Annotated in this window: 13 protein-coding genes, 15 tRNA genes and 3 rRNA genes; 23 read left to right on the top strand and 8 right to left on the bottom strand. The window is 47.8% G+C overall.

The genetic code is table 11. The features are described 5' to 3' along the window. Positions 1 to 3: 3 nt before the first annotated feature. Positions 4 to 2,751 (top strand): alpha-mannosidase, encoded by a 2,748-nt coding sequence (locus NST45_RS23205; RefSeq protein ID WP_076215512.1) that lies wholly within the window; start codon positions 4 to 6, stop codon positions 2,749 to 2,751. A gap of 44 nt (positions 2,752 to 2,795) precedes the next feature. On the opposite strand, the gene NST45_RS23200 is transcribed toward NST45_RS23205, so the two are convergent. Beyond that, positions 2,796 to 3,083, bottom strand: coding sequence for a hypothetical protein (locus NST45_RS23200; protein WP_036684938.1), 288 nt, complete (start codon positions 3,081 to 3,083; stop codon positions 2,796 to 2,798). A gap of 473 nt (positions 3,084 to 3,556) precedes the next feature. Here NST45_RS23200 and NST45_RS23195 point away from each other — a divergent pair. The 18 genes from NST45_RS23195 (at position 3,557) to NST45_RS23110 (ending at position 9,921) form a co-directional block, all read left to right on the top strand. Then, positions 3,557 to 5,114, top strand: a 16S ribosomal RNA gene (locus NST45_RS23195). A gap of 233 nt (positions 5,115 to 5,347) precedes the next feature. Continuing rightward, positions 5,348 to 8,274: ribosomal RNA gene (locus NST45_RS23190) — 23S ribosomal RNA — on the top strand. Between the two features lie 74 nt (positions 8,275 to 8,348). Next, a 5S ribosomal RNA gene (rrf, locus tag NST45_RS23185) occupies positions 8,349 to 8,465 on the top strand. Together the 16S, 23S and 5S rRNA genes with 15 tRNA genes alongside form the textbook arrangement of a ribosomal RNA operon. 57 nt (positions 8,466 to 8,522) lie before the next feature. Continuing rightward, a tRNA-Ile gene (locus NST45_RS23180) sits at positions 8,523 to 8,599 on the top strand. Positions 8,600 to 8,602: 3 nt separating this feature from the next. Then, positions 8,603 to 8,678 (top strand) — tRNA-Asn (locus NST45_RS23175). Between the two features lie 5 nt (positions 8,679 to 8,683). After that, positions 8,684 to 8,776, top strand: a tRNA-Ser gene (locus NST45_RS23170). Between the two features lie 16 nt (positions 8,777 to 8,792). Further along, positions 8,793 to 8,864: transfer RNA gene (locus NST45_RS23165), tRNA-Glu, on the top strand. A 6-nt stretch (positions 8,865 to 8,870) separates the two neighbouring features. Then, a tRNA-Val gene (locus NST45_RS23160) sits at positions 8,871 to 8,946 on the top strand. 15 nt (positions 8,947 to 8,961) lie between these two features. Next, a tRNA-Met gene (locus NST45_RS23155) sits at positions 8,962 to 9,038 on the top strand. 71 nt (positions 9,039 to 9,109) lie between these two features. Continuing rightward, a tRNA-Met gene (locus tag NST45_RS23150) sits at positions 9,110 to 9,186 on the top strand. 25 nt (positions 9,187 to 9,211) lie between these two features. Next, positions 9,212 to 9,289, top strand: a tRNA-Asp gene (locus NST45_RS23145). A 16-nt stretch (positions 9,290 to 9,305) separates the two neighbouring features. Continuing rightward, positions 9,306 to 9,380: transfer RNA gene (locus tag NST45_RS23140), tRNA-Gln, on the top strand. Between the two features lie 7 nt (positions 9,381 to 9,387). Then, positions 9,388 to 9,463: transfer RNA gene (locus NST45_RS23135), tRNA-Lys, on the top strand. 15 nt (positions 9,464 to 9,478) lie between these two features. Next, positions 9,479 to 9,563, top strand: a tRNA-Leu gene (locus NST45_RS23130). 7 nt (positions 9,564 to 9,570) lie between these two features. Then, a tRNA-Gly gene (locus tag NST45_RS23125) sits at positions 9,571 to 9,645 on the top strand. A gap of 10 nt (positions 9,646 to 9,655) precedes the next feature. Next, positions 9,656 to 9,732 (top strand) — tRNA-Arg (locus tag NST45_RS23120). Positions 9,733 to 9,764: 32 nt separating this feature from the next. Next, positions 9,765 to 9,838 (top strand) — tRNA-Pro (locus NST45_RS23115). Between the two features lie 12 nt (positions 9,839 to 9,850). Then, positions 9,851 to 9,921: transfer RNA gene (locus tag NST45_RS23110), tRNA-Gly, on the top strand. Between the two features lie 141 nt (positions 9,922 to 10,062). Here NST45_RS23110 and NST45_RS23105 read toward each other — a convergent pair. Continuing rightward, positions 10,063 to 10,518: a GreA/GreB family elongation factor gene (locus tag NST45_RS23105; RefSeq protein ID WP_076214874.1), complete on the bottom strand. Its 456-nt coding sequence runs from the start codon at positions 10,516 to 10,518 to the stop codon at positions 10,063 to 10,065. A 396-nt stretch (positions 10,519 to 10,914) separates the two neighbouring features. On the opposite strand from NST45_RS23105, the gene NST45_RS23100 reads away from it, so the two are divergent. After that, entirely contained in the window at positions 10,915 to 11,109 is a 195-nt protein-coding gene (locus NST45_RS23100; RefSeq protein ID WP_036686883.1) for a sporulation protein Cse60, read from the top strand. 151 nt (positions 11,110 to 11,260) lie between these two features. Here the strand turns inward: NST45_RS23100 and katA are convergent, their stop codons facing one another. Beyond that, entirely contained in the window at positions 11,261 to 12,718 is a 1,458-nt protein-coding gene (gene katA, locus NST45_RS23095; protein ID WP_076214879.1) for a catalase KatA, read from the bottom strand. 262 nt (positions 12,719 to 12,980) lie between these two features. Then, positions 12,981 to 14,597, bottom strand: coding sequence for an alpha-glucan family phosphorylase (gene glgP / locus NST45_RS23090; RefSeq protein ID WP_038568806.1), 1,617 nt, complete (start codon positions 14,595 to 14,597; stop codon positions 12,981 to 12,983). A 255-nt stretch (positions 14,598 to 14,852) separates the two neighbouring features. Here glgP and rbsK point away from each other — a divergent pair, with 255 nt between their 5' ends. After that, a complete protein-coding gene (gene rbsK / locus NST45_RS23085; RefSeq protein ID WP_200870230.1) occupies positions 14,853 to 15,782 on the top strand; it encodes a ribokinase in 930 nt (309 codons plus the stop codon). Positions 15,783 to 15,843: 61 nt separating this feature from the next. Further along, a complete protein-coding gene (gene aroD / locus NST45_RS23080; RefSeq protein ID WP_036686891.1) occupies positions 15,844 to 16,608 on the top strand; it encodes a type I 3-dehydroquinate dehydratase in 765 nt (254 codons plus the stop codon). 82 nt (positions 16,609 to 16,690) lie between these two features. Here aroD and NST45_RS23075 read toward each other — a convergent pair whose 3' ends face one another. The 4 genes from NST45_RS23075 to bglX all read right to left on the bottom strand — a co-directional run bounded on the left by NST45_RS23075 (position 16,691) and on the right by bglX (position 21,803). Beyond that, complete coding sequence (locus NST45_RS23075; protein ID WP_235219544.1) at positions 16,691 to 17,443, bottom strand: MerR family transcriptional regulator; 753 nt, start codon at positions 17,441 to 17,443, stop codon at positions 16,691 to 16,693. Positions 17,444 to 17,619: 176 nt separating this feature from the next. Then, positions 17,620 to 18,372, bottom strand: a complete 753-nt coding sequence (locus tag NST45_RS23070) for a 3'-5' exonuclease (RefSeq protein ID WP_036686897.1) — start codon at positions 18,370 to 18,372, stop codon at positions 17,620 to 17,622. Positions 18,373 to 18,558: 186 nt separating this feature from the next. Continuing rightward, the gene (locus tag NST45_RS23065; protein ID WP_036686900.1) at positions 18,559 to 19,527 is read right to left on the bottom strand and encodes a metallophosphoesterase family protein; all 969 of its coding nucleotides are present in this window, start codon (positions 19,525 to 19,527) and stop codon (positions 18,559 to 18,561) included. 116 nt (positions 19,528 to 19,643) lie between these two features. Beyond that, complete coding sequence (gene bglX, locus NST45_RS23060) at positions 19,644 to 21,803, bottom strand: beta-glucosidase BglX (RefSeq protein ID WP_076214884.1); 2,160 nt, start codon at positions 21,801 to 21,803, stop codon at positions 19,644 to 19,646. A gap of 644 nt (positions 21,804 to 22,447) precedes the next feature. On the opposite strand from bglX, the gene NST45_RS23055 reads away from it, so the two are divergent. Then, on the top strand, positions 22,448 to 23,392 hold the full coding sequence (locus NST45_RS23055; protein WP_305953820.1) for an ABC transporter permease subunit: 945 nt from the start codon (positions 22,448 to 22,450) through the stop codon (positions 23,390 to 23,392). Positions 23,393 to 23,410 lie beyond the last annotated feature (18 nt).

The raw sequence follows: 23,410 nt of genomic DNA, 5'->3' as shown, positions 1-23,410 counted from the left end.
CAGATGACCCACACAACAACCAAAACAGCCCATATCGTGTCCCATACTCACTGGGACCGTGAATGGTATTTGCCCTATGAGAAACACCACGTCCGTCTGGTTCAGCTGGTGGATGCACTGCTTGCCAAGCTGGACGGAGATTCCGCCTTCCGCAGTTTTTACCTCGATGGGCAAACCATTATTCTGGAGGATTATCTTCAGGTTCGGCCAGAGAACAAAGAGAAGCTGGAGCAGTATATCCGGGATGGGCGAATCTTGATCGGACCTTGGTACATTTTGCAGGATGCGTTCCTGACGAGCGGTGAGGCAAATGTGCGGAATATGCAGATCGGCCATCAGGATGCCGAGAAATACGGCGAGCCTTCCAAAATCGGTTATTTTCCCGATACCTTTGGCTTGGTCGGGCAGACTCCGCAGCTGATGTTGCAGTCAGGGATTACGAATGCTTTTTTTGGACGCGGGGTGAAGCCTACGGGATTTAACAACACTGTATCGGATGCGGGTTATGAGTCCTCTTTCTCCGAGCTGATCTGGGAAGGACCGGATGGATCCAAAATTCTCGGTATCCTATTTGCCAACTGGTATTCTAACGGCAATGAAGTTCCTGTAGAGGAAGGTGCGGCCCGGGAATTCTGGGACCGTAAGCTTGCGGATGCAGAGAAGTTTGCTTCAACGGGGGAGTTATTGTTCATGAACGGGTGCGACCACCAGCCTCTGCAATTGGATTTGCCGGAAGCTATCCGCACCGCCGAAAAGCTATACCCTGAAGTGAAGTTCGTGCATTCGAATTTCCCGGACTATCTGCAAGACTTGGATCAGCAATTATCTTCGGGTCAGCGGGAGCTCTCCACCGTTACCGGGGAACTGCGCAGCCAGCGTACAGACGGATGGGGCACCTTGGTGAACACAGCCTCAGCCCGGGTTTATTTGAAGCAGATGAACCAGCTGGGCCAGACTCTATTGGAAAAAGTAGCCGAGCCGCTGGCCTCCATCGCCCGCCTGTCCGGACAGGACTACCCACATCATCTATTCACCTATGCCTGGAAGACGCTGATGCAGAACCATCCGCATGACAGTATCTGTGGTTGTAGTGTGGATGAAGTGCATCGTGAGATGGTAACGCGTTTTGATAAAAGCCGGCATGTTGCCGAAAGCATCATAGATGACAGTGCTAAGTTTATCGCAGATCAAGTGGAGACTTCGGGCTTTTCCGCCTACGGGGAAGATGCAGTTCCTTTTGTAGTGATGAATACCACGGGGTGGAAGCGTACGGGAACGGTGACTATAGAGCTGGATGCTGAACGGTTATATCTGCGCGAGGGTTATCCGTTGGATGAGACCGCCCGCAGAATGTTGGCTGTTGATTTGTCCGGCCGGATTCTCGTCGATCACACAGGGGAGGAATTAGCGTCTACAGTGGAAGATCTAGGTTTAAGCTTTGGTTATGATCTGCCTGATGACCAATTCCGCCAGCCGTATATGTGCCGCAAGGTGAGACTTACTTTTGAAGCCCGCAATGTGCCTGCACTTGGACTCTGTACTTACGCTTGGGTACAATCAACTACGGAATCCGCTCAGGGAAGCTCTTTAATAGAAGGAGAGCGCAGCTTGGAGAATGCATCTCTCAAGGTAGTTGTTGCTGAGGATGGTTCATTTACGTTATTGGATAAGCATAGCGGTACCACTTATCGTGAGTTGGGGATTTACGAGAATACCGGAGACGTAGGCAATGAATACATGTACAAGCAGCCAGAAGGTGAACAAGCGCTGACGACCAAAGGCCAGCCTGGAGTCATTAAGGTGATTGAAGACTCTCCCTTCCGTGCGGCCATTGAGATCCGAATAGACTGGGAGATTCCGGCTTCGGCGGATGACACCTTGGAGGCGGAACAGCGTGCACTTGTGTATTATCCTGAGCGTAAAGCGCAGCGGAGTGTAAATACGGTGGTTTTGAAGCTTCGTACCGTCGTTTCGCTGGAGCGGGAAGGCAAAGGTGTGCATATTGAATCCACAATTAATAACCAAGCCAAGGATCACCGGGTGCGAATGCTGTTCCCTACCGATCTGTCTACCGATGTGCATCGTGTAGATTCTATGTTCGAAGTGGCTACGAGGGACAATAATCCGGCACCAGAATGGGCAAATCCGAGCAACACTCAACATCAGCAATCCTTTGTGGATGTCAGCAATGGCGATGTAGGACTTACGGTAGCCAACCAGGGATTGAACGAATATGAGGTTCTGCGGGATGGACGCAATACTATTGCCGTCACCCTGCTACGCAGCGTAGGGGAATTGGGGGATTGGGGTTGGTTCCCAACTCCGGAAGCTCAGTGCCTGGGTGAATATACAGCACAACTGGAGCTGATTCCTCATTCTGGTGAGGGAAGTGAACAGCGGGCATTTACAGAGGCCTATCAATTCCAGATCCCTTGGACGGTATGTCAGACCGGCCTGCATAGCGGGAAGTTGAAATCTGGATATACCCCATTGGTTTGGGAAGGAGACAACATGGCCTTCTCATCCATGAAAATGAACGGAACTTCAGGCGACTTGTTTTTGCGTTGGTACAATATGTCCGCTCAGCAGACACAACTGCAACTGAAAGTGAACAGTCCTCAAGAGTATTTATTTAAAAGCAATATCTTAGAGCAGCTTAACCCTGCTTTACAAGGAGCAACGTCTTCGGTTCACCACTTAGAGATAGGTCCATCTGAGATTGTAACTGTAGGTGCGAAATTAAGCTTCTAGGTAAAAAGATGCCCCGGCGCTTCCCTGCCGGGGCATCTTTTGATTTACTTTCTTCTATAAGACTTGTGCCAATCTTGAATGGCCTCTTGGCGGGAGGGAAATCTCATCTGGATCCAGTTGTTTGTTTCCCATTCATGAATCGCCTGCTGTTTAGTTTGGTAAAAGCTGTAGTCGCAAATGTTCCAGCTGTTATACAGTTTCTGATACCATTTCCCTTTAGGGATGTCGCCAGGGGAGCGGCGGACGGCTTTATTGGCTTGCTTTTTAGCCCATGAGGAACCGTGTTTCTGTTGGTCGCTGCACACGGGTTGCTTTTTCACACTTCTGCTCATTGATTCTCCAACCTCCTTTTAGAGGGAAGCTAGAGATCATGCAAGGTCTTTATATGAATCACCTCTTTGCCAAAAATAATGGAGTTGATACCTATGTATGAAGGGGACTTTGATGTTGAATAGATAGACGCGGAAAAGGGGAATGCGGTTGCGATACAATTGCGGAAAAGTATGTGTTTAGTTTTTTTAAAATAAAGCTTGCAATGAATCTCTATACATGATATATTCTAAGTCCGGCCAAGAAATACACATGCCGAGCTCGAAAAAGAAATTGAAAAAAGAGCTTGACATTAAATAGCCGAACATGATATAGTATAAGAGTTGCTGCTGAGACATTAAACGGCGCCAACGAGAACTTGATCTTTGAAAACTGAACAACGAGTGAGTAGGAAATCACGCAAGTGATATCCAAAATTAGAGAATTAATTTTCTCGTCAGATGTTTCAAAATGAGCATATCGCTCTTTTCAATACTAATTGGAGAGTTTGATCCTGGCTCAGGACGAACGCTGGCGGCGTGCCTAATACATGCAAGTCGAGCGGAGTTATTTTGAAAGCTTGCTTTCAAAATAACTTAGCGGCGGACGGGTGAGTAACACGTAGGCAACCTGCCCTTCAGACTGGGATAACTACCGGAAACGGTAGCTAATACCGGATAATTTCTTTTTTCTCCTGAGAGAAGAATGAAAGACGGAGCAATCTGTCACTGAGGGATGGGCCTGCGGCGCATTAGCTAGTTGGTGGGGTAACGGCCCACCAAGGCGACGATGCGTAGCCGACCTGAGAGGGTGAACGGCCACACTGGGACTGAGACACGGCCCAGACTCCTACGGGAGGCAGCAGTAGGGAATCTTCCGCAATGGGCGAAAGCCTGACGGAGCAACGCCGCGTGAGTGATGAAGGTTTTCGGATCGTAAAGCTCTGTTGCCAGGGAAGAACGTCCGGTAGAGTAACTGCTACCGGAGTGACGGTACCTGAGAAGAAAGCCCCGGCTAACTACGTGCCAGCAGCCGCGGTAATACGTAGGGGGCAAGCGTTGTCCGGAATTATTGGGCGTAAAGCGCGCGCAGGCGGCTATTTAAGTCTGGTGTTTAAACCTTGGGCTCAACCTGAGGTCGCACTGGAAACTGGGTGGCTTGAGTACAGAAGAGGAAAGTGGAATTCCACGTGTAGCGGTGAAATGCGTAGATATGTGGAGGAACACCAGTGGCGAAGGCGACTTTCTGGGCTGTAACTGACGCTGAGGCGCGAAAGCGTGGGGAGCAAACAGGATTAGATACCCTGGTAGTCCACGCCGTAAACGATGAGTGCTAGGTGTTAGGGGTTTCGATACCCTTGGTGCCGAAGTTAACACAGTAAGCACTCCGCCTGGGGAGTACGGTCGCAAGACTGAAACTCAAAGGAATTGACGGGGACCCGCACAAGCAGTGGAGTATGTGGTTTAATTCGAAGCAACGCGAAGAACCTTACCAGGTCTTGACATCCCTCTGAATCTGCTAGAGATAGCAGCGGCCTTCGGGACAGAGGAGACAGGTGGTGCATGGTTGTCGTCAGCTCGTGTCGTGAGATGTTGGGTTAAGTCCCGCAACGAGCGCAACCCTTAACTTTAGTTGCCAGCAGGTAATGCTGGGCACTCTAGAGTGACTGCCGGTGACAAACCGGAGGAAGGTGGGGATGACGTCAAATCATCATGCCCCTTATGACCTGGGCTACACACGTACTACAATGGCCGGTACAACGGGAAGCGAAGCCGCGAGGTGGAGCCAATCCCATCAAAGCCGGTCTCAGTTCGGATTGCAGGCTGCAACTCGCCTGCATGAAGTCGGAATTGCTAGTAATCGCGGATCAGCATGCCGCGGTGAATACGTTCCCGGGTCTTGTACACACCGCCCGTCACACCACGAGAGTTTACAACACCCGAAGTCGGTGGGGTAACCCGCAAGGGAGCCAGCCGCCGAAGGTGGGGTAGATGATTGGGGTGAAGTCGTAACAAGGTAGCCGTATCGGAAGGTGCGGCTGGATCACCTCCTTTCTATGGAGAATCGTCTTCTGCAATGAAGACATTCAAATCGGAAGCTTAGCTTCCACAATCTCAGGTTTAGGCCTGTTACTCACTCGTTGCTCAGTTTTGAGAGTTTAAGCTCTCAAGTAAGACTTGATCCTTGAAAACTGGATACCGAAACGAATTTGCGTTTTAGAACATCTTTTAGCAACTTGTGCAAACAAGTAAATGTTATTAGTGAGATTTTTCTTCGGAAGAATCAAGGTTAAGCTAATAAGAGCACACGGAGGATGCCTAGGCGCCAGGAGCCGACGAAGGACGTGGCGAACAACGAAACTGCCTCGGGGAGCTGTAAGCAAGCTTTGATCCGGGGGTGTCCGAATGGGGAAACCCAGCTGTGGTAATTCGCAGTTACTCATTTCTGAATACATAGGAAATGTAGAGGCAGACCAGGGGAACTGAAACATCTAAGTACCCTGAGGAAGAGAAAACAATAGTGATTCCGTCAGTAGCGGCGAGCGAACGCGGAACAGCCTAAACCAAGGGGCTTGCCTCTTGGGGTTGTGGGACGTCTCACATGGAGTTACAAAGGAATATGGTAGGTGAAGAGGTCTGGAAAGGCCCGCGATAGAGGTAAAAGCCCTGTAACCTAAACTGTGTTCTCTCCGAGACGGATCCCGAGTAGTGCGGGGCACGTGAAACCCCGTATGAATCCAGCAGGACCATCTGCTAAGGCTAAATACTACCTGGCGACCGATAGTGAAACAGTACCGTGAGGGAAAGGTGAAAAGCACCCCGGAAGGGGAGTGAAATAGAACCTGAAACCGTGTGCTTACAAAAAGTCAGAGCCCTATTAATGGGTGATGGCGTGCCTTTTGTAGAATGAACCGGCGAGTTACGTTTAACATGCAAGGTTAAGCCGAGAAGGTGGAGCCGCAGCGAAAGCGAGTCTGAATAGGGCGATTGAGTATGTGGACGTAGACCCGAAACCGTGTGATCTACCCCTGTCCAGGGTGAAGGTGCGGTAACACGCACTGGAGGCCCGAACCCACGTACGTTGAAAAGTGCGGGGATGAGGTGGGGGTAGCGGAGAAATTCCAATCGAACTCGGAGATAGCTGGTTCTCCCCGAAATAGCTTTAGGGCTAGCCTCGGTATAAGAGTAGTGGAGGTAGAGCACTGATTGGGTGCGGGGTCCGCAAGGATTACCAAGCTCAGTCAAACTCCGAATGCCATATACTTATTGCCGGGAGTCAGACAGTGAGTGCTAAGATCCATTGTCAAAAGGGAAACAGCCCAGACCATCAGCTAAGGTCCCCAAGTGTGTGTTAAGTGGGAAAGGATGTGGAGTTGCACAGACAACCAGGATGTTGGCTTAGAAGCAGCCACCATTGAAAGAGTGCGTAATAGCTCACTGGTCGAGTGACTCTGCGCCGAAAATGTAACGGGGCTAAACACACCACCGAAGCTATGGCTAGATACGTATGTATCTGGGGTAGGGGAGCGTTGTGTAGGGGTTGAAGGTGTACTGAAAAGAGCGCTGGACACTACACAAGTGAGAATGCCGGTATGAGTAACGAAAAGATCAGTGAGAATCTGATCCGCCGAAAGCCCAAGGTTTCCTGAGGAAGGCTCGTCCGCTCAGGGTAAGTCGGGACCTAAGGCGAGGCCGAAAGGCGTAGTCGAAGGACAACAGTTTGAAATTACTGTACCACCGTAATCCGCTATGAGCGATGGGGTGACGCAGGAGGGTAGTGACGCGGACTGATGGATGTCCGTCTAAGCAGTGAGGCTGATGTGTAGGCAAATCCGCACATCATTAAGGCTGGGCTGTGATGGGGAGCGAAAATTATAGTAGCGAAGGTCATGATCTCACACTGCCAAGAAAAGCCTCTAGCCAGGAGAAGGTGCCCGTACCGCAAACCGACACAGGTAGGCGAGAAGAGAATTCTAAGGCGCGCGGAAGAACTCTCGTTAAGGAACTCGGCAAAATGACCCCGTAACTTCGGGAGAAGGGGTGCCCCGGTAGTGTGAATAGCACGAGGGGGCCGCAGTGAAAAGGCCCAAGCGACTGTTTAGCAAAAACACAGGTCTGTGCGAAGCCGCAAGGCGAAGTATACGGGCTGACGCCTGCCCGGTGCTGGAAGGTTAAGGGGAGTGGTTAGGGGTAACCCGAAGCTATGAACCGAAGCCCCAGTAAACGGCGGCCGTAACTATAACGGTCCTAAGGTAGCGAAATTCCTTGTCAGGTAAATTCTGACCCGCACGAATGGCGTAACGACTTGGGCGCTGTCTCAACGAGAGATCCGGTGAAATTTTAATACCTGTGAAGATGCAGGTTACCCGCGACAAGACGGAAAGACCCCATGGAGCTTTACTGCAGCTTGATATTGAATTTGGGTACGATCTGTACAGGATAGGTGGGAGCCGTAGAAATCGGAGCGCAAGCTTCGGTGGAGGCGCCGTTGGGATACCACCCTGATCGTATCTAGGTTCTAACCTAGTGCCCTTATCGGGTACGGGGACCGTGTCAGGCGGGCAGTTTGACTGGGGCGGTCGCCTCCTAAAGAGTAACGGAGGCGTTCCAAGGTTCCCTCAGAATGGTTGGAAATCATTCGCAGAGTGCAAAGGCATAAGGGAGCTTGACTGCGAGACCTACAAGTCGAGCAGGGACGAAAGTCGGACTTAGTGATCCGGTGGTACCGCATGGAAGGGCCATCGCTCAACGGATAAAAGCTACCCTGGGGATAACAGGCTTATCTCCCCCAAGAGTCCACATCGACGGGGAGGTTTGGCACCTCGATGTCGGCTCATCGCATCCTGGGGCTGAAGTAGGTCCCAAGGGTTGGGCTGTTCGCCCATTAAAGCGGTACGCGAGCTGGGTTCAGAACGTCGTGAGACAGTTCGGTCCCTATCTGTCGTGGGCGCAGGAAATTTGAGAGGAGCTGTCCTTAGTACGAGAGGACCGGGATGGACGTACCGCTGGTGCACCAGTTGTTCCGCCAGGAGCATGGCTGGGTAGCTACGTACGGACGGGATAAGCGCTGAAAGCATCTAAGCGTGAAGCCCCCCTCAAGATGAGATTTCCCAATTAGTAAGACCCCTTGAAGACGACGAGGTAGATAGGTTGGAGGTGGAAGTGCAGTAATGCATGGAGCTGACCAATACTAATCGGTCGAGGGCTTATCCTATACGTAGAATGCAGATTCGTTTCGGATTCAGTTTTCAGGCGATTAAGCCTGAGCATTTACGCTGTAAATGCCCGTTTGGTGGCGATAGCGGAGGGGTTCCACACGTACCCATCCCGAACACGACCGTTAAGCCCTCCAGCGCCGATGGTACTTGGACCGAAGGGTCCTGGGAGAGTAGGACGCCGCCAAGCGGACAACCACATTACCCGTGGTATTTTTTTTGCCCTTAATATTAATATGTCTTAGAAGGGCCTTTAGCTCAGCTGGTTAGAGCGCACCCCTGATAAGGGTGAGGTCGGTGGTTCGAGTCCACTAAGGCCCACCATATTCCCTGATAGCTCAGTTGGTAGAGCACTCGACTGTTAATCGAGTTGTCACAGGTTCGAGTCCTGTTCGGGGAGCCATTTATGGAGAGGTGTCCGAGTTTGGCCGAAGGAGCACGATTGGAAATCGTGTAGGCGCCACAAGCGTCTCGAGGGTTCGAATCCCTCTCTCTCCGCCATAAAAATTATTAGCATGGCCCGTTGGTCAAGGGGTTAAGACACCTCCCTTTCACGGAGGTAACATGGGTTCGAATCCCATACGGGTCATATCATGGAGGCTTAGCTCAGCTGGGAGAGCATCTGCCTTACAAGCAGAGGGTCGGGGGTTCGATCCCCTCAGCCTCCACCATATTATTTTCACTGACGCGGGGTGGAGCAGCCCGGTAGCTCGTCGGGCTCATAACCCGAAGGTCGCAGGTTCAAGTCCTGCCCCCGCAACCAATTTACTCTTATACATTATGTTTAGGGATAAGCTGGTATGGTGAAAATGAATAGTATATACTTATTAATGACGCGGGGTGGAGCAGCCCGGTAGCTCGTCGGGCTCATAACCCGAAGGCCGCAGGTTCAAATCCTGCCCCCGCAACCAATTTACACTTATGCATTATGTCTATGGAACCGTGGTGTAGTTGGCCTAACATGCCTGCCTGTCACGCAGGAGATCGCGGGTTCGAATCCCGTCGGTTCCGCCATTTAGTTAATTATTATTGGGGATTAGCCAAGCGGTAAGGCAACGGACTTTGACTCCGTCATGCATAGGTTCAAATCCTATATCCCCAGCCATTTATGAGAGCCATTAGCTCAGTTGGTAGAGCACCTGACTTTTAATCAGGGTGTCGAAGGTTCGAGTCCTTCATGGCTCACCATTTTCTTTAAAGTGTGCGCGTGTGGCGGAATTGGCAGACGCACCAGACTTAGGATCTGGCGTTTCACGACGTGGGGGTTCGAGTCCCTTCACGCGCACCATGTTTTTGCGGACGTGGCTCAGCGGTAGAGCATCGCCTTGCCAAGGCGAGGGTCGCGGGTTCGATTCCCGTCGTCCGCTCCATATAGATTTTGCGCCCTTAGCTCAGCTGGATAGAGCGTTTGACTACGAATCAAAAGGCCGGGAGTTCGAATCTCTCAGGGCGCGCCATTTTTATTACTAAGCAGTTATAGTATTGTTAACGGGATGTAGCTCAGCTTGGTAGAGCACCTGGTTTGGGACCAGGGGGTCGCATGTTCAAATCGTGTCATCCCGATTTTATACCTTTGCGGGTGTAGTTCAATGGTAGAACTTCAGCCTTCCAAGCTGATAGCGTGGGTTCGATTCCCATCACCCGCTTATAATGAGAAACACCTGCCGGTATTAGGCGGGTGTTTTTTTGATTGGACATATCTTACGGAGGCTTAAATAATAGAACAGCGTCCTCCTCCTTAATATAGGAAAGGGACGCTGCTGTAGTGGGTTTATAAGGGATCGTCCTTATATAAGAACGCCTACCTCACCATTATTCACGAACTTAATACTTTCGATCTTCACCTCTAGTTGACCTGAAGGAATCGCTAGCTGACAAGTACTGCCGAGCTCAGCCAGCAGCAACTGCATGCCTATAGGTGACAACATAGAAATCTTGTTATCGTTAGGTTCTGCTTGGTTAGGAAATACGATGGTATAGATATCTGTAGTATTATCGTCCAAGTAATGAAGCTGCAACTGGCTTCCGATAAAGACCTGAGAATTTAAATCTTCACCGTTAAACTCAGTTAGTAATTGTTCCAGCTCGGAGCAATAACGGGACAACAGCGTTTCAGCATTGCTTCTATCCTTGCTTCGTACCGGAAAGTATTGATTTAGAAATGCGATTTTTTCTTCATCAAAATAGATAAGCTGCTGAAGCAGCTGTGTCCGTGAGCCTTCATAGATAAGACTATGGTTCATAGTAGATTTCACCCCCTCTAAGTAGCACATTCCTTGTAAACTTGTTATGGTGTGTTGCCATCTTAAAATCCCTCCTATACAAATAGAGGTCCCCCAATGGAGACCTTCTGATCAGTATACCAGCTTCTATTTGTAAATCCAATCCATTTTAAAAGGGGAATTAAAACCTTCTAAATATTGTAATGAAAACCTTTGACTATTACATACTTGGGTGCTATGATAGGCTGATGCATAGGCATTTCGTAGAAAACTGCGAAATGCCTATACTGTATTTTGAAGATATTTTTACATTAATTGTTACCTGGGGAGTGATACGCCATGTACATTTCGTTGAGTTCACATATAGATTCCAGAACTATAAAATAACTACTTAATTTATTAAAGGAGGAGATCAGGATGATTCAAGTTAAAGAGTTTGTAGATGCTGATAATTCTTATGCAGAGAATAAAGCTAATGAGTTCCTGGCAGGACTACGGGAGGAACAGATTGTGAATATCTGTTACGGTTCGGTAGTTAAATCATCACGTGATGGGGCAGAGCACCAAAGAACCACTATACTGGTCGTGTATAAGACAAATGAAAGGCAATAACTGGAACACGTTTTTTTCATGTCTATCCATTGTCTCTACGCTGTGCGTTGTGATTGTCATCATTTATTATGTTTTCAGCTAATTAGTAAAAAGAGGACCTTTCCCATCTACGGGCAAAGGTCCTCTTTAGTTTATAAGTGCATTTACAGTCTTACATTCCGTCTGGTACGGATAGACCCAAACTGGATGCGATACGCTGTCCCAAGTCTGGATCAGCCTTAAAGAAATGTTCAATCTGGCGACGTTTGATATCGTTACTTTCAACAGGAGTCATAGCGCCAACGATGTTTTGAACTAGACGGGTACGTTCTTCTTCAGACATTAGACGGTACAAGTCACCTGGTTGTGTATAGTGATCGTCACTATTGTAGGCGACACTATCCGCATATCCGGAGACTTCGAACGGCGATGTTTTATGCTGCGGTGATTCTTTTGGTCCCCCTAAGCTGTTAGGCTCGTAATAGGCTCCGGAACCGCCATTGTTGCCCAAGGCCATGCCACCATCACGTTGATAGTTCTTCACTTCTACTTTTGGACGGTTGATAGGCAGGCTGTTGTGGTTAGGGCCAACCCGGTGGCGGTGTGCATCACCATACGCGAACAGACGGCCTTGTAGCAATTTATCCGGCGAAGCTTCAATACCAGGAACGAAAGAGCCGGGAGAGAATGTGACTTGTTCTACTTCAGCGAAGTAGTTCTCCGGATTGCGATCCAATACCATACGGCCAACCTCGATTAACGGATAATCTTTTTGTGACCAGACCTTTGTTACATCAAATGGATCAAAACGGTAAGTCTTCGCATCCTCGATCGGCATAATTTGCACGTAGAGCTTCCAAGCAGGGAAATCTCCTTTATCAATAGCATTGAACAAGTCTTCTGTATGATAATCCGGGTTTTCCCCAGCGATTTTGGAAGCAAGGTCTGCATCTAGATTCTTAATGCCTTGTTCTGTTTTGAAATGGTATTTCACCCAGACTGTATTACCCTCGGCATTTACCCACTTGAAGGTATGGCTACCAAACCCATGCATATGTCTCAGCGTAGCTGGAATTCCGCGATCCGACATCAAAATCGTTACCTGATGCAGAGATTCAGGCGATAAAGACCAGAAGTCCCATACAGCATTCGGGTTCTTCAGATGTGTCTGTGGATCACGTTTCTGTGTATGAATAAAGTCCGGGAATTTAATCGCATCACGAACGAAGAATACAGGCGTATTGTTACCTACGAGATCATAGTTTCCTTCTTCAGTATAGAACTTCACGGCAAAACCACGAGGGTCGCGTACGGTATCAGCAGAACCTAATTCACCAGCTACAGTAGAAAAACGAATGAACAACGGTGTACGTTTGCCTACTTCAGACAAAAAGTTAGCTTTTGTGTATTGGGTCAGATCTTTTGTAACTTCAAAATACCCGTGAGCGCCAGCACCTTTAGCATGAACGACACGTTCGGGAACACGTTCTCTGTTAAAGTGGGCTAATTTCTCAAGCAGATGGACATCTTGCAGCAAAGTGGGACCGCGGTCACCGGCTGTCATTGAATTCTGATTGTCGCCTACTGGAGCACCCCAGCTGGTTGTAAGATTATTATTATTGGAGCTCATTAATAGAATCACCTCATGAGATTTGATTTTAGATTTAGTATAAGTTCTATATTAATGTTTTTTAAAGAAATTGCAACACTTTTTAAATAATTGACACATTACAATATGTGGGAATCGTCATTACATCGTTGGCACATTCAGATATATATGATAGACAAAGTGATTAATTGCTTAGCAGAATTAAAAAAGAAACAGCGCATCCCTACCATCACTGGAGGGGTGCGCTGCATTTTTTGATATAGAAGATATTCGGTTCTTGTACTTAGGCTTTAATGTACATTCTGTTGTAATATTCATCTAGCATTCTTTTGGTGGCAAACTCCGTACGGGTGGTTTCGATACTCTTTTTCATCATTTGTACCCATTGTTTACGATTCTCGTAAAAGGTTGGGAGCACACGTTTCAATAAGGTGTCGTACAGTGCATCACTATCATGCTTATCCAGCACCTCAAAGTCTGTAGTTTCGAAGCCGTCTCCAATCTGCCAGCCATTCTCACCATCGATGCAGGCTTCCGGCCACCAGCCATCCAGAATAGAACAGTTCAATACACCGTTCATTGCTGCTTTCATCCCGGAGGTGCCGCTGGCTTCCAGTGGTCTGCGTGGATTGTTGAGCCAAATATCAGCACCGCGCGTCAGCTGGGCGCCAATCGTCATATCGTAATTCTCGAGGAACACCACACTCTTTGGATACTTTTTCATCATCGCTACTAGGTTGCTGACGATTTTTTTACCGTTATCATCGAGTGGGTGCGCTTTGCCGGAGAATACAATTTGTATCTTTCCAGACTCCAGATAAGGTTCGATAATTTCTGGCTGCGAGAAGATCAGGTCGCTTCGTTTATATGGAGCTGCTCTGCGTGAGAAGCCAATGAGTAGATTGTCAGCATTTAGGCTAATGCCGGAACGTTCTTTGATGAACTGGATCAGTTCGCCCTTGATCTCTTTATGCACTGCCCATAAGTCGCCATCTTGTTCGTAGGCATGCGTCATTCTTTCATCTACCCAGGTAGGAGTATGGATGGCATTAGTAATGCCTATAATTTCTGATCTTCCGGCTACTTCCTTCCACATTTTATTAGCCGTATCGGCGTGTAGCTGGGCAACTGCGTTGGAGATACGTGACAGCCTTAGACCTGCAACCGTCATATTAAATGGCTCGCCGCCGATCCGCTCCATCTGGTCACGGGTTAAGCCGTTGAACGCACTCATATACTCAAGTCGGTCGAGAGGATGGGTTTCGTTGCCTTCTTTGATTGGTGTGTGGGTAGTGAATACTACTTCTTCGCGAGTCGCTTTCCAAGCTTCTTCGAAGGTATGGCCTCCGGACATTTTTTCACGGATTAGCTCGATAGCCGCTAGAGCCGCATGACCCTCATTGAAGTGATAGACATCAATAGGGATTTGCAGCGCACGCATAGCCTTGACTCCACCAATCCCAAGCACGATCTCTTGTGCGATCCGTTCTTCGCCGAACCAGCCATACAATTGGCCTGTGATCCAGGCATCATTATTCTCGGGGATATCCGTATCCAGTAAATACAATGTGCTGTTGCCAAAATAATCAGTTTTCCATACTTTGCATACCACATCGGTTTTTCGGACTTTAACAGTTACCTTAACCCCTGTATCTTCAAGAAACTCATAAACATAATTGTGATAGGAGTCGTACGGATTGCCGTTTGCATCAATCTTTTGGTCCGTGTAACCTTGTTTCCACTTCAGCCCAATAGGGATGATAGGGGCGTTGATATCTTTTGCACCCTTAATGTAGTCTCCGGCAAGAATGCCCAGACCTCCGGCATACATTTTGAAATCGGAATGCAGCCCGTACTCCATACTAAAATAAGCGACTGACGGTAATTTTTGTTCGTTCACTTGATAAGCCTCCTAATCACGGATTAGATTAAATTGCAGTGAAGCTGCGGGCATTATCTCAGGTGCAAACGTTTGCTCAAAATAGTGCAGCAATCATTGTGGAAGCGATTGCACCACTATTCTAGCACACTCGATGAATAAAAGCATAACGTCAATTTGGTGAAAACCACCATTTTGAATCCAATTGAGCGGAATTGATTGATAAAGTGGACAGAAGCCCCTAAGATAAAGAGATTGAAGAAATAATTAATGGTGGTGTCTAAGTTGGATATAGTTGTGATTGGAAGCTTGAATATGGATATGGTGGTACGTACAAACCGGTCACCAGATGCAGGAGAAACCCTGATTGGACAAGCCTTTGCTTTATCTCCTGGCGGAAAAGGGGCAAATCAGGCCGTTGCCGCAGCACGTCTGGGTGCAGAGGTTAGTATGATCGGAAGAGTTGGAAAAGATACCTTTGGTAGCGAAATGCTGGAGATTATCAGGAATGAAGGCATTCATATAGAGCATATTTCTGTAAGTGAACATCAGGCAACAGGAGTCGCTTCGATCGTTATTGAAGAAGATGGAGAAAATCGGATTATCGTGGTACCTGGAGCGAATATTGAGCTTACGGTAGAGGATATTCAGGCATTGGAGGCTGTGATTAGCCAGGCTAAGATCATTGTGCTGCAGCTTGAAATGGATCTGGCGATGAGTGAGCAGGCGATTGCGATTGCCCATCGTAAGAGGATTCCGGTGATCCTTAATCCTGCACCAGCTAGAGTACTAAAGGATGAGATGCTGGCTCAGGTATCTTACCTGACACCTAATGAGACAGAAGCCGGGATTTTGTCCGGAATGACTGTGGATAGCGCAGAGACTGCTGAGCAGGCAGCCCGTATTTTGCTGCAAAAAGGAGTACAGAACGTTATCGTAACCTTGGGCTCAAAAGGCGCTCTGATTGTGAATGCTGAAGGAGCCAAGGCTGTTCCAGGCTTCCCGGTAAAGGCGGTAGATACAGTTGCTGCCGGAGACTCATTTAATGGCGCATTAGCCCAGCAGTTAGTCTTAGGAAAGACCTTGGAGGAAGCCGTGAGCTTCGCTAATGCTGTAGGTGCATTGGCTGTAGGGAAAGAAGGGGCGATCCCTTCATTGCCGCAGTTGTCCGAGGTCGAGCAGTTTCTAAATCGTAAATCGCTGTAGAATAGACAGTACAGGATACTCAAGATCTATACTAGATGAGATAGGATAAGGAGCTTAAATAATGAGCAGAACAGTAACCGTTAAAAATGTGATCATCGGCGAAGGAATCCCTAAGATATGTGTTCCGCTAATTGGAGCGACCTTGTCTGAGCTGAAGCAGGAAGCTGAAGCGCTGAAAGTACTGCAACCTGATTTGGTGGAGTGGCGGACGGATTTTTTTGCTGAAGTGGAAGACGTTGCTTCTGTTAAGAACGCACTAAGCGAAATCTGTTCTGTGATTCCAGATCTGCCGCTGATTTTTACTTTTCGGAGTGCAAAAGAAGGCGGAGAGAAGCAAGTCAGCACGGAATATTACACAGCACTGAATAAAGCTGCTGCCGAGAGCGGTCTAGTAGATATAATAGATGTTGAATTATTTAATGATGAGCAGGATGTAAAGCTATTGGTCGAAGCTGCTCATACTCATAATGTATCTGTCATTATTTCAAATCATGATTTTCAGGGAACACCTCCTAAAGAGGAGATCATCTCGCGGTTATGCAAGGCGCAGGAGCTTGGCGGGGATTTGCCCAAAATTGCCGTTATGCCCCGAGATGCAGGCGATGTGCTAACTTTGCTGGAAGCTACACACATCATGAAGGAAAAATATGCAGACCGCCCAATTATAACGATGTCTATGGCGGGAGCCGGGGTGATCAGCCGTTTAGCTGGTGAAATTTTCGGTTCAGCGCTTACCTTCGGAGCTGCAGATAAACCTTCTGCACCTGGACAGGTAGCTGTGGTTGAGCTTCGGAATACATTGTCACTGCTGCACCGCAGTCTGTGATTTCTGCTGTTGATATTGCCGCAAAAAAAGGCGTCCGGAATATCCGGATGCCTTTTTCTATTTTAAAGTATTGTTGGTGCGCTTACGCATTTTTTCCCGTATATACATGTACGGCATCTCTTAGAAACGCAGCGAGTCCAGGGTGGCGCTTGTCATAGTATTCGGTAAAACGTTCATCATCAACATACAATTGTGCAACACCAGCATGAGCTTCTTTGGAATAGGAATTCCAGTAGAAGGAGAGCCACTCACGGTGTAGGTCAGCACTTTTTTGCGCCAATATACTGGCAGGATCTCCATGCTCCATCGCTTGCAAGAGCGTTTCGAACATCTCTTCCTCAAGCTGTTGTATAGCTGCATATTGTTCTTCTGTCATCCCTTTAAGCTTTTGGTTGGATTGATTAATGGTGTCATCTCCGTATTTCTCCCTTATTTCTTGGCCATATTTCTTTTCGTTATCATCTACCAGCTTTTGCTTAAAGCCTTCGAATTTTTCAGTATCACTCATGGTAATTCTCCCTTCTTTTTGAGCCAGCGTCTTTTCGACGTTAGCGATTAATAGATCTAATTGCTGTCTTTTTTCCAGTAGCTTGTCATGATGCTCCCGCAGCGCTTTGGCTCCGTCGAATGAGGGCTCTGTCATAATAGCCTTGATACGTTCCAGACTTAAGCCAAGCTCCCGATAAAACAAAATTTGCTGTAGTAGATCTACTTCGGTACGGCCATAGATACGATACCCTGAAGAGTTGATTCTCGCCGGCTTAAGAATGCCAAACTCATCGTAGTAGCGCAGGGTCCGTGTGCTGATTCCAGCTAACTCTGCGAGCTTCTGCACTGTGTATTCCGTAGTATCACCTCCTACAATTCAAATGTACACCTTTACGTAACGTGAAGGTCAAATGGTTTTTTTAGCATATCCAAAACAGCGGCAGCTACCCTCTGAATGATCATGGGGAAGTCTGCCGCTGCTATGAATAAGTCTATAATGTTGAGCTTTGCTGCTGCCTGAATTTATTTATGGCCCATTTGTGCTGTGAAATAATTGTGCAATTCCTCCAGCTTGCGAGGGTCCGCAAGGGTTGCTTTGTCAGAGAAGTAGTGTTCAACGACAAGGTCCCAGGTAGGTACAATTTTTTGTGAGGTCATTGCCTTAATGGCTACCTTAACTGTTTTGCGTTCTTTGGCATTGGAGAAGGTATCTACGTAATGCTGTGAACGTTCAAAATCCAGATCCTTAAACACGGCGCGGAAGATCTCTGACGTCATCCGTGCATCATCCAGCGCCCGGTGTGCAGATCCAGTAGGCTCAAGCTCAAACAATGCCATCGCGCTTTCCACGCTGACATCATTGCTAAGACCACGCGCACGTAGAACTCCTTTGAGCAAATCGAAATACGTAGCGGACATCCAGTAGGATTCGTCCATCTTGTGCATGCGCACATCCTGAATGATTCGCTTCATATCTTCGCCACCCCAGGTAAGCAGCAGAACTCCATCTGTACTTAGATCAAGCCACTCTCTAAAAGCAGTGATAACTTTGGGGAAGCGGGCGGCAATGTCGATTTCCTCTTGAGGGATACCGGTTTTTTTCTTAATAAAGGAATTCAGGGTGGAGAAATATATAGGTTTGATCAAGGAAGAAAATTCATCCTTATACTGCAGTGAAGAGTCTAACCGGACGGCTCCAATCTCAATGACCTCCATAGGGTGCTCGCTGGCAAACTTACGGCCGTTGAATTCGATGTCCAGAATAATATAATCCACAGGTACTTGCCTCCGTTTCCATGACTGACGCTGTAGTGCTTAATACGTCGACTTCTCTATTTTAACAAAAAAAGTGATGTAATGGGGAATATGGAGACAAGCTAATATTTGCACAAAAAAATGAACCAGCACAACATCTGCGCACTGGTTCATTTAATCAGTATTTAAATTTAATCCTATAAAAGATTAATGTCCTGAATCGGCAGCAGGTTCAGGCATATGAATCGGCTGTTCATTTATAACAGATCCGTCATCAAGACGAAGCCAGGTATTGAAGTCTTGGGTGCCTTTGACCAGTTCTATGACGCGTGCTCCCCGCATAAAGCCTTCTTTTCCATAAGTATTGTAGCCGGTAGCACGGCCATAAGAAAGACGTATGCCATACAGGTTGCCGCTAAAATCGTTGATATGGTCATGTCCGCAGAAGGTGCCAAGCACATCACCCATTTCCAGCAAAGCCGAGAATAAGCCCGAGTTCACCTCAGGTGAGCATACACGCTCAAACTTATGCCCATGACAGACCTGTGTAGACCAGACATCCCGATATTCAGGAATTGGGATATGGAAGAAAGCCAAGGCAGGCAGCCTGTTCTCAGCAGTTTTCGGATTCACCCGCGCAGATTCAGCCGTCAGCCAGTTGATCTGATTCCGCCCAACCCAATTGTAGCCCGGGATATCCTCATACTCGGAATAGCCGCCAGAGTCTAGAAAATACAAAATAGCGGCCGCGTGGTCTTCCTGATCTTTAATTTCAAGAGTGTAATTGCCCGAGCCTTCCAGCTCTTCTGGACCGGCTTCGGTCAGGCAGTGGGGATGTTCCAGGGCAATTTGCATCAGTTCACTCTTTGAAATCAGAGTTTCTGTGTCATGGTTGCCAAATACAAAGGTCCAAGGGATGCCGGATCTCTCCACGGCAGCGACAGCCTCACGAAATGCTTGTGCGGGGTGCTCGCATGCCTTGTTTCCCGGTGATACAGGACCAGTGTAAATAAGATCTCCCGTGAAAACCACAAGATCAGGTTGTTCCGCATCCAGAATGCGTTCCATCAGTGCCTGGGTAAGCTGATCCTCAGCTCTTCCATCCATCCAGTGCAGATCTGTAAATTGTACGATTTTAAAAGTGCCATCTTGCTGAAATGATAAACTGTGTCTCATTAGAATAATCTCCCTTACTATCGAATATTGAATAGCAAGCTGTGGAGGCGCCAACCCCTCATTGCGCCAAGAGGGCAATAAGGGCTGACGTCGTTAGAAGCATAGCTATACGCAGGTCAGCCGATCCAGATCCGCTGAGTGCAATGATCTCCAGAGTTTCTACCGATCATAATATCATATTCCCCAGGCTCGAAGACCAACTGATCGTCTTTTCCGTAGAACATTAACATTTCTCTGGTGATTTCGAAGGAAACCACCTGTTTCTCATGCGGTGCGAGTGTAATCTGCTGGAAGCCTTTCAGTTCCTTGACCGGGCGCACGACACTTGCGCTGACGTCGTGGATGTAGAGCTGAATGGTTTCCTTGCCGGCGATGTCCGAAGTATTCTCTACTTCAATGGAGGTAACCACCCGATCCGCAGCTTCAACATTGAAGCTGTTGTAAGCAAACTTGGAATAGCTCAGGCCATAACCAAAACAGAACAACGGGTCATTCGGGCAGTCCAGATAACGGGTCACGTAACGCACATTAGGATACATAGGATCATAAGGACGTCCCGTTTGATAAGCATTGTAATAAACAGGAATTTGCCCAACCGAGTAGGGGAAGCTCATCGATAAACGTCCGGAAGGATTATAATCTCCGAACAGCACATCGGCCAGCGAATTTCCTGACTCTGTACCCAGAAACCAAGCCTGCAGCATAGCGTCGCTGGCATCAAGAACGGGTTTCAGCTCCAGTGGTCTGCCGCTGAATACAATGGTGACGATCTTTTTGCCGGTATCCTTCAGACGCCAGATCAGCTTCTCCTGATTGGCCGATAGGCGGAGATTGGCTTTACTTCCGCCTTCCCCGGTATCCTGCTGATTCTCACCGACAGCGGCGAGAATTACATCACAATCCTGCAGCTGCTGGTAGGCGTCCTCGATTTCATCCTCCACATCAAAAACACCCTCAAGCATGCTTCCCAGCTCACCAGTCATGGCCGTAAGTATATCTTCGGCAGATGTTTTTTGCAAAATGCCGGTGTAGAGTGATACAGCCGGATCTTTTTCTGTCCCAGCCCAACCGCCCAGTACATGAATGGAGGTGGCGAAAGGACCAGCCAGACCAATCTTCATGCCACGTTTAAGGGGCAGAGCTTCATTGTCGTTTTTGAGCAGCACAACTGAGCTAGCTCCAAGCTCCCGTGCGGCCTGCAGATGCTCCGCGCTAGGTTTCGGAGCCTCATCCACCAGCGGATCTGCATCCTTGAATGGATTATCGAACAGGCCGAGCGCATCCTTGAGCTCCAGCACCCGGATGACGGCTTCATCGATCAAGGCGATGTCAAGCTTGCCTTCCTCGACCAGAGCAGCGCCGTAGTTTAGATAGTGAGTGGACATCATCTCAATATCCAGCCCAGCAGCCAGACTTTTCTCCGCTGCCTCACGGCCATCTATCGCGGCGCCATGGGGAATCAGCTCATTAACGGAATTGAAATCGGCGATGGTAACGCCGTTGAAGCCCCATTCTTCCCGTAAAATCCCGCGAAGAAGCTCGGAATTACCACTTGCCGGGATACGGTCAATGGTATTAAATGCGGCCATAACCATGGCCACTCCAGCATCTACGGCAGCCTTATAGGCTGGCAGGTAGAACTCACGCAATACGCCGGAAGACATATCCACTGTGTTGTATTCCCGTCCGCCTTCGGGAGCACCGTAACCAGCGAAATGCTTCACACAGGCAGCGATGCGTCCTTTTTCTTTTAGGTCTTTGCCCTGATAACCCCGCACCATACTTTCGGTGACACGGGCATTCAGATAGGGATCCTCACCAGATGTCTCCATGACGCGTCCCCAGCGCGGGTCGCGTACGAGATCCGTCATGGGCGAGAAGGTAACGTGAATACCGGCAGCCGCACTTTCCTTGGCGGCGATTTCGGCAAACCTTTCACAGGCTTCAAGGTCAAAGCTGCTGCCCATGGCCAGCGGAATCGGGAGGATGGTCCGGTAGCCGTGAATGACATCCGCCATGAAGAGCAGAGGAATCTTTTGTCTGCTGGTTTGCAAATGTCGGGTCTGCTGCTCGATTACATTCCGGGCTCCAATACCGTTAAGAACACTTCCGATACTCTCCATTACCTGCGGCTTAATGTTCAGTTCCTTAAATGGTCCGGTTAAATCCACGGTATCGTCCAAACCCCAATAGTGAGGACCTAGCTGGGTTAATTGGGCCAGCTTTTCGTCCAGGGTCATATCGTTCACAAGATCTTGGATAAACGTTTTAGTCATGGTTAACTCCTTCCTCGTGAGCGCATCGAAAGTTAGTTTGTTAAATAGATGTGTAGTTCCCCGCCGGGCAGCGTAAGCATGATTTTTATTTGCAAAGCTTACGTTATATAGGCGATAAGGATGGGAGTGAACCGTTAACTCTCCTGGCACGCAGCTCCGAGATGCGGAATGGGCCTGAGCTATAATCAGGTTCAATTGTTGTGAAAATCATAGCATTTTTCTCTTCGGATACAGGGATGAGGCATGAATTAAATCAGAAGAGGATTGCATCATTAAGATGTTACATATGGAGACTGACATGTCTATGAAAGAAAAGTATAAAAACGTTTCCACAAACGATACACCTCGATATTAGTCTGAACACCAAAAAAAGTCAATCGCCTTTGGAAAAACAGCTAATTTATATTTTTTTACGTGAAAAATGTAACTTTAGTACTTGTAATTCAAAAATAAAATGAATTGACAGCGCATACATTTTGGGAGTATGCTTCTCACACAGAGAGTTTTACAGAAACACTGGAAACGTTTCTACAACGCTCGATACACTTTTTTATGAAGGTTGGGCAAACTGTTTTTATTCTGGCTGCTGGACAAGAAAGGAAGGTAATTTATGCATGTGACTGAATGCATCTTTCAAATTGGAGGTGGGCACTTTGGCGAGACTGAAGCTTGTGGGTGGAAACATTGTTCGGGAAGTCATTAAGAACAAAGTTCTTTTTCTAATGTTGCTGCCTGTAATCGTATATTTCGTTATCTTTCACTATGCTGTAATGCCTGGAGCTTACGTCGCATTTGTAGATTACAAGCTCAATAAGGGGATTTTTGGAAGTGACTTTATCGGCCTTAAGAACTTTGAGTTTCTGGTTCAAAATGGGGATCTATGGAATATTACCAAGAATACGCTGCTCTATAATATCGTCTTTCTAGCTCTAGGTAATATCATTCAAATAGTATTTGCCATTATGTTGTCTGAGATCTCAGGCAAGTGGTTCAAAAAAATATCACAATCCGTTATCCTGTTACCGAATTTCATCTCCATGGTTATCGTCGGTGTGTTTGCCTACAATATATTCAATTTCAATTCCGGGTTTATCAATACGATGTTAACTGGAATGGGGCTAGACCGTTACGAGTTCTATTCCGATCCGGGCATCTGGAAATATATTATTGTGGCTTTCAAGATCTGGGCGGGTACCGGATATGGAATGATTGTTTATCTGGCAACGATCACAGGAATTAATCATGATCTGTACGAGGCTGCTTATATGGATGGAGCGACTACCTGGCAGCGAATCCGTTATATGACCTTGCCGATTCTGAAGCCAACCTTTATTCTGCTTCTACTGTTCGGTATGGGTGGAATTCTCAAGGGATCCTTTGACCTTTTCTATAATCTGATCGGTACGAACTCCGTACTGTATCCGCAGACAGATATCATCGATACCTATGTCTTCCGTTCACTGGTGGGACAATTCAACTTCTCTATGGGTGCCGCAGTGGGCTTCTACCAATCCTTATTCGGCCTGATTCTGGTGCTTGTGGTTAACTTTATTGTACGTAAGGTAGAACCGGACAGCGCTTTGTTCTAAGACTAGACACGAAACAGG

Origin of the sequence: Paenibacillus sp. FSL R7-0163 (genome assembly GCF_037969975.1) — a bacterium.
Taxonomy (GTDB): Bacteria; Bacillota; Bacilli; order Paenibacillales; family Paenibacillaceae; genus Paenibacillus_AQ; species Paenibacillus_AQ odorifer.
Note: the sequence above shows the minus strand (reverse complement) of the source record. Positions and strands in the feature narration are given on the sequence as shown.